This is a genomic window from Streptomyces lonarensis, from assembly GCF_012033735.1.
GTDB lineage: Bacteria > Actinomycetota > Actinomycetes > Streptomycetales > Streptomycetaceae > Streptomyces > Streptomyces lonarensis.
Map to the genome: position 1 here is coordinate 1412 of NZ_JAAVJD010000252.1, position 5784 is coordinate 7195.

Below are 5784 nucleotides of genomic sequence, written 5' to 3' on the forward strand. Positions count from 1 at the left end.
TCCTTGATGGCACGGAAGTGGCGCTCGTAGTACTCGACCCCGAAGTCGGGGTGGTCGCCGCCCCGGCGGCTCTCCCCGACGACAAGGACGACCGTGGCCCCCCGTCGCATCACCACCCGCAACGCCCGCTTCCAGCAGTGGCAGGCGCTCCTCGGCAACCGCTCCAAGCGGCACCGGGGCCGGGAGTTCCTGGTGCACGGCGTGCGCCCGGTGACCCTCGCCGTCGAGCAGGGCTGGACGATCCGCGCGCTGGTGTACGACGCGGACCGGCGGCTGTCCCGCTGGGCCCGCGACCTGCTGGCCTCGACGCAGGCCGAGAGCTGGGCGATGGCGCCGGAGCTGCTGGCCGAGCTGGGCGAGCGGGAGGACGGCACGGAGCTGCTCGCGGTGGTGGAGATGCCGCCGGACGACTTCTCCCGCATCCCGGTGGGGACGGAGTTCCTCGGAGTGGCGTTCGACCGTCCCACCAGCCCCGGGAACGTGGGCTCCGTCATCCGGTCCGCCGACTCCTTCGGCGCCCACGGGGTGGTGGTGACGGGACACGCGGCCGACGTCTACGACCCCAAGTCGGTGCGCGCCAGCACGGGTTCGCTCTTCGGGCTGCCCACGGTCCGGGCGCCGGGGCACCGGGAGGTCGCCGCGTGGCTGGACCGCGCCCGCGCCGCGGGCACCGCCGTGACGGTGATCGGGACCGACGAGAACGGCGACACCGACGTCTTCTCCTGCGACCTGACCCGCCCGGTGCTGCTGGCCGTGGGCAACGAGACCGCCGGGCTCAGCCCCGCCTGGCGCGAGCTGTGCGACGAGACGGTGTCGATCCCGATGACAGGCTCGGCCAGCTCGCTGAACGCGGCCAACGCGGCGAGCGTGGTGCTCTACGAGGCCGCCCGGCAGCGGATCGCCGCACGCGCGGCGGCCGGGCCGCCCGCTGTGCCGGGCACGGCGGGCGGCCCCGCGGCAGGCTGAGCGCGGCGCGGGACCTCCGGCGGGGGCGCGCGGCGGGTCGCCGGGCGCCGCGGCAGATCGAGCCGCCCGGCGGGCGCGACGGCCGGCGGGTCAGTCGATATCGAGGATCTTCTTGGAGACGTCCACGCCGTCCTGGGCCGACATCTCCGGCAGCGAGCCGGCGCTGCTGCTGACCGTGGTCACCTGCACGTTCGGGAGCTGCACGGTCGAGGCGACCATCGTGACGCCGCCGGTGTCCACCACCACCGCGTAGGCGACGCCACCGGCGGCCTCCACCGCACGGTCCGGTACGACCTCCAGCATGTCCTCGTCGGCGAACTGGTCGATCGGGGTGGACTCGCCCGGGCCGCGCTCGATGGTGACGCTGAACGCGGCCACGTCGGCCACGTCGCTGACGTCGGCGCGCTCCCAGTTGCAGACGGTGGCGTCGTCGGAGCTGGTGCGGCCCTCCAGCGGCAGGTTCCCGACGAAGTCCGCCACCAGCGGCTCGACGTCGGAGCAGTCCTCGTAGGCCGAGGCGACGTCCTCGACGGAGGGCCCCTTGCCACCGCCCGACCCGCCCCCGGAGGAACCGGCCTCCTCGGCGTCGCCGTCACCGCCGCGGTCGTCGTCGCCGTCCGCGTCGGCCCCCTCGTCGCCCTCGTCGTCGGGGTCTTCCGCCTCGGCGCCGTTCTCCCCCTCGGGTTCGTCGGCGTCCTCATCGTCGTCGGACTCCGCCGGGGAGTCGGCGGAGCCGGCGCGGTCCGCGGCGTCGGCGGCCTCGTCGTCGTCACCGCCCGACCCGCATGCGGTCAGCGGCAGGGCGGCCAGGAGCAGGGCTGCGGGAAGGACACGGAGTCGTCGCATCGCGGCAGAGTAACAAGGCAGGCACGGTGCGACGTCACGGCGAGGCAACGAATCCGGCGCGGTTGCACGGCCCGCCCCGCCCCCTCCGGGCCGCACGCCGCCCCCGGGCCTGACTCACCCCGCTGCCGCCGCACCGGGCCCGGCAGGGCGTCCGATCGCGGGCTCACCGCGCCGCACCTAGCCTGAGGTGCGAGGAGGTGGCCGCCATGGCAGCCGAGCAGGAGAGCACCGACCAGCGGACCGACGACGGGCAGCGCGAGATCCTCACCCGCGTCCGCGAACTGGTCGACACCGAGCGGGCCCTGCGGGAACAGCTCACGGACGCGACGCGCGAGGGCGACGCCGAACGGGACCGACTGGCGGGCATCCAGCGGGAGCTGGACCAGTGCTGGGACCTGCTGCGGCAGCGGCGGGCGAAGATCGAGTTCGGCGAGAACCCGGACGAGGCGCGGGTGCGGCCCGCGGCCGAGGTGCAGCGCTACCTCTCGTGATCCGGCGCGGGGGCGCGTCGGCGCGGCCCCGCGCGGTGGCAGTGCTCCGGCGGCGGTGGCGAAGACTGCGGGGTCTGCGACTCTGCTGTCGGCTGCTGCGGCGGAGGCGCTCAGGGAACCCAGGGGCCGTCGATGTACTCGCCGTCCTCGTCGTACGGCCAGGCGTTGGCGACGCAGCCGTCCAGGCCCTTGATCTGCTGCATCATCGCCGGCGCCGGCATCCCCTCGCCCGGACAGCCGGCGTGCCCGTGGCCGATCCGGTGGCCGACCTCATGGTTGATGACCAGTGCCCGGTACTCGCGGATCGGCCCGTCGAACTGCGGCGAACCCTCCACCCAGCGCAGCAGGTTGACGACGACGTCGTCGTCGACCCGGCAGTTGACCTCTCCCTTGGTGTCCAGCCCCCACCGGCCGCACAGCTCGTCCACGGTCCCGGGGGTGGCGATGATGACGTTGAGGTCGGTGTCGTCGCCCGCCACCAACTCGAAGGCACTGTCGCCGTCGTTGGTCCAGCCGCGCTCGTGGCCGAGGATCGCGTGGATCTCCGCCGCGGCGGTCTCGGCATCGAGCTCGATGCCGTCCTCCACCTGCACCCGGTACCGGTAGAGGGTGCCGTCGGCGTTCCCGACCGGGGCCGCGTCGGCTGCGGCGGTGGTGAAGGTGCCGGGGCCCGACTCCGGCACGGGTACGGGCGGTGGTGGCGGGCGTTGCGTGGCCGAGGCCAGCGGCTCCTCACCGTCCTCCGCCCCGTCCTCGGCAGGGCCGCGGCCGTCGTCGGCGACCTCGACGTCGTCGGAGCCGCGCGTCGCGATCAACGCGACGGAGCCGGCGACCAGCAGGCACAGCACCAGAATCGTCCGGCGGAGCCGAGCGAGGCGACGGGCACGGGCGGGCGTACGACGTGACGGCACGCGGACGAACGCTACAACATGACCATCGGCGCATCGGACGGGACGACCTCACGCGCCTCGCCGCCCCACCAGCGGCGCCCGGGGGCGCACGCACCGACCCGTCGCGCGCCCCCGGCAGCGTCGGCTCGCCCGGCCACCCCGCCGCGTACCGGCCCGCCCGACGCGCGACAATGACCGGGTGACCCGCGCTTCCCTGGACAAGCAGCCGAGCGAGGTCGCCGCCATGTTCGACGCGGTGGCCGCGAAGTACGACCTGACCAACGACGTGCTGGCCCTGGGCCAGAACCGCCGCTGGCGCAGGGCGGTGGCCGACGCAGTCGGCGCCCGCCCCGGCCGGCGGGTGCTGGATCTGGCGGCCGGCACCGGAACCTCCTCCCTCCCCTTCGCCGACGCCGGCGCCTACACGGTGCCCTGCGACTTCAGCCAGGGGATGCTCGCCGAGGGCCGGCGACGCGTGCCGTGGATGCCCTTCACGGCCGGCGACGCCACCCGACTGCCCTTCGCCGACGACGTGTTCGACGCCGTCACCATCTCCTTCGGCCTGCGGAACGTGCAGGACGTCGACACCGCGCTCCGCGAGATGCTGCGGGTGACCCGCCCCGGCGGGCGCCTCGTGATCTGCGAGTTCAGCCACCCCACCTGGGCGCCGCTGCGCACTGTCTACAGCGAGTACCTGATGCGGGCCCTGCCGCCGGTCGCCCGGAAGGTGTCCAGCAGCCCCGACGCCTACGTGTACCTCGCGGAGTCCATCCGCGCCTGGCCCGACCAGCCGGGCCTCGCCCGCGAACTACAGGCCGCCGGCTGGACGTCCGTCGCCTGGCGCAACCTCTCGGGCGGCATCGTCACCCTCCACCGCGGAACGAAGCCCGCACCCGCCGACCGGCCCGCGGCCGACGAAGCGGCCTGACCACCGCCGGTCCGGGCGCCGCCCGGACCGGCGCCGGGCGGCCCGCGCCGACAGGCCGGGCGTCCGGTCCGTACCCAGACTCGGGGACCTCCCCCTTGCAACGATCGGAGAGCCGCACGTGACCGAGCCGACCGAGCCGACCACGGCGCAGGACAACACCGCAGAGGACCGCGCGGACGTGATCGTCGTCGGGGCGGGGCCCGGCGGCTCCGCCGCCGCCTACCACCTCGCCCGGTCGGGGCTGGACGTCCTGCTGCTGGAGAAGACCTCCTTCCCCCGCGAGAAGGTCTGCGGCGACGGCCTCACCCCCCGCGCCACCAAGCAGCTGGTGTCGATGGGCATCGACATCTCCGAGGAGGCCGGCTGGCTGCGCAACAAGGGGCTCCGCATCATCGGCGGCGGCCAGCGCATCCAGCTGGACTGGCCCGAGCTGGCCAGCTACCCGGACTACGGACTGGTCCGCAAGCGCGACGACTTCGACGAGCAGCTCGCCCGACAGGCCCAGAAGGCGGGCGCCCGGCTCCACGAGCGGTGCAACGTCTCCGGGCCGCTGCTGGACGACCGCACCGGCAGGATGATCGGTGTGACCGCCAAGCTCGGCGAGGAGAAGCGGCCGGTCACCTTCCGCGCCCCCGTCGTCATCGCCGCCGACGGCAACTCCTCGCGGCTCTCGCTCGCGATGGGCCTGCACCGCGACGACCGGCGCCCGATGGGCGTCGCCGTCCGCACCTACTTCACCTCGCCACGCCACGACGACGACTACCTGGAGTCCTGGCTCGAGCTGTGGGACCGGCGCGGCGACGAACCGCGGCTGCTCCCCGGCTACGGCTGGATCTTCGGGATGGGCGACGGTACCTCCAACGTGGGCCTGGGCATCCTCAACAGCTCCAAGGCCTTCCGCGAACTGGACTGGCGCGAGGTCCTCAAGGCCTGGTGCGCCTCCATGCCGGAGGAGTGGGGGTACACCCCGGAGAACATGACCGGGCCGATCCGCGGCGCGGCGCTCCCGATGGCCTTCAACCGGAAGCCGCACTACAGCCGCGGGCTGATGCTCGTCGGCGACTCCGGCGGCCTGGTCAACCCGTTCAACGGCGAGGGCATCGCCTACGCCATGGAGTCCGGTGCCATCGCGGCCGAGGTCATCACGCAGGCCCACGCCCGCCGCACGCCCGAGCAGCGGGAACTGGCGCTCCGCAGCTACCCGAAGGTGCTCCAGGAGACCTACGGCGGCTACTACACGCTCGGCCGCGCCTTCGTGAAGCTGATCGGCAACCCGAAGATCATGAAGCTGGCCACGGATCGGGGGCTCAGCCACCCGCTGCTGATGCGCTTCACCCTGAAGATGCTGGCCAACCTGACCGACCCGCGTGGTGGCGATGCCATGGACCGCGTGATCAACGGCCTCAGCAAGGTCGCGCCGAGCGCCTGACGGAAGGCACACCGTGCCCCCGGGGGCGGACGCGCCGCGTCGCTCCTCGGGGCACGGACCGGTGGGCCGCGCCCGGGGGCGCTACGGACCGGCAGGCGGCGCCCCGGGGAGCGCGGCCACGGACCGCCGGGGAGGACGGCGCGGGCCGGTGGGTGCGGCCACGGACCGTTGCTGGTTGTGGGGCCGCTGACGGCTGTGCGGGCCCCTCCCCCTCCCCCTCGCCCTCCCCCTCCC

The 5784-nt window shown here is 74.3% G+C and carries 6 protein-coding genes; 4 read left to right on the forward strand and 2 right to left on the reverse strand.

Annotated features, from left to right (window positions below):
* The first annotated feature begins 93 nt into the window (after positions 1–93).
* Positions 94–966, forward strand: coding sequence for a TrmH family RNA methyltransferase (locus HCN56_RS21900; RefSeq protein WP_167973772.1), 873 nt, complete (start codon positions 94–96; stop codon positions 964–966).
* A 90-nt stretch (positions 967–1056) separates the two neighbouring features.
* On the opposite strand, the gene HCN56_RS21905 is transcribed toward HCN56_RS21900, so the two are convergent.
* Positions 1057–1812, reverse strand: coding sequence for a hypothetical protein (locus HCN56_RS21905; protein ID WP_167973774.1), 756 nt, complete (start codon positions 1810–1812; stop codon positions 1057–1059).
* 206 nt (positions 1813–2018) lie between these two features.
* On the opposite strand from HCN56_RS21905, the gene HCN56_RS21910 reads away from it, so the two are divergent.
* A complete protein-coding gene (locus HCN56_RS21910) occupies positions 2019–2303 on the forward strand; it encodes a DUF2630 family protein (RefSeq protein WP_167973776.1) in 285 nt (94 codons plus the stop codon).
* Between the two features lie 110 nt (positions 2304–2413).
* On the opposite strand, the gene HCN56_RS21915 is transcribed toward HCN56_RS21910, so the two are convergent.
* Entirely contained in the window at positions 2414–3214 is an 801-nt protein-coding gene (locus HCN56_RS21915) for a DUF3152 domain-containing protein (RefSeq protein WP_167973778.1), read from the reverse strand.
* Between the two features lie 178 nt (positions 3215–3392).
* Here HCN56_RS21915 and HCN56_RS21920 point away from each other — a divergent pair, with 178 nt between their 5' ends.
* Positions 3393–4121 (forward strand): demethylmenaquinone methyltransferase, encoded by a 729-nt coding sequence (locus tag HCN56_RS21920; RefSeq protein WP_167973780.1) that lies wholly within the window; start codon positions 3393–3395, stop codon positions 4119–4121.
* Between the two features lie 118 nt (positions 4122–4239).
* Entirely contained in the window at positions 4240–5550 is a 1311-nt protein-coding gene (locus HCN56_RS21925; RefSeq protein ID WP_167973782.1) for a geranylgeranyl reductase family protein, read from the forward strand.
* Positions 5551–5784: the final 234 nt, after the last annotated feature.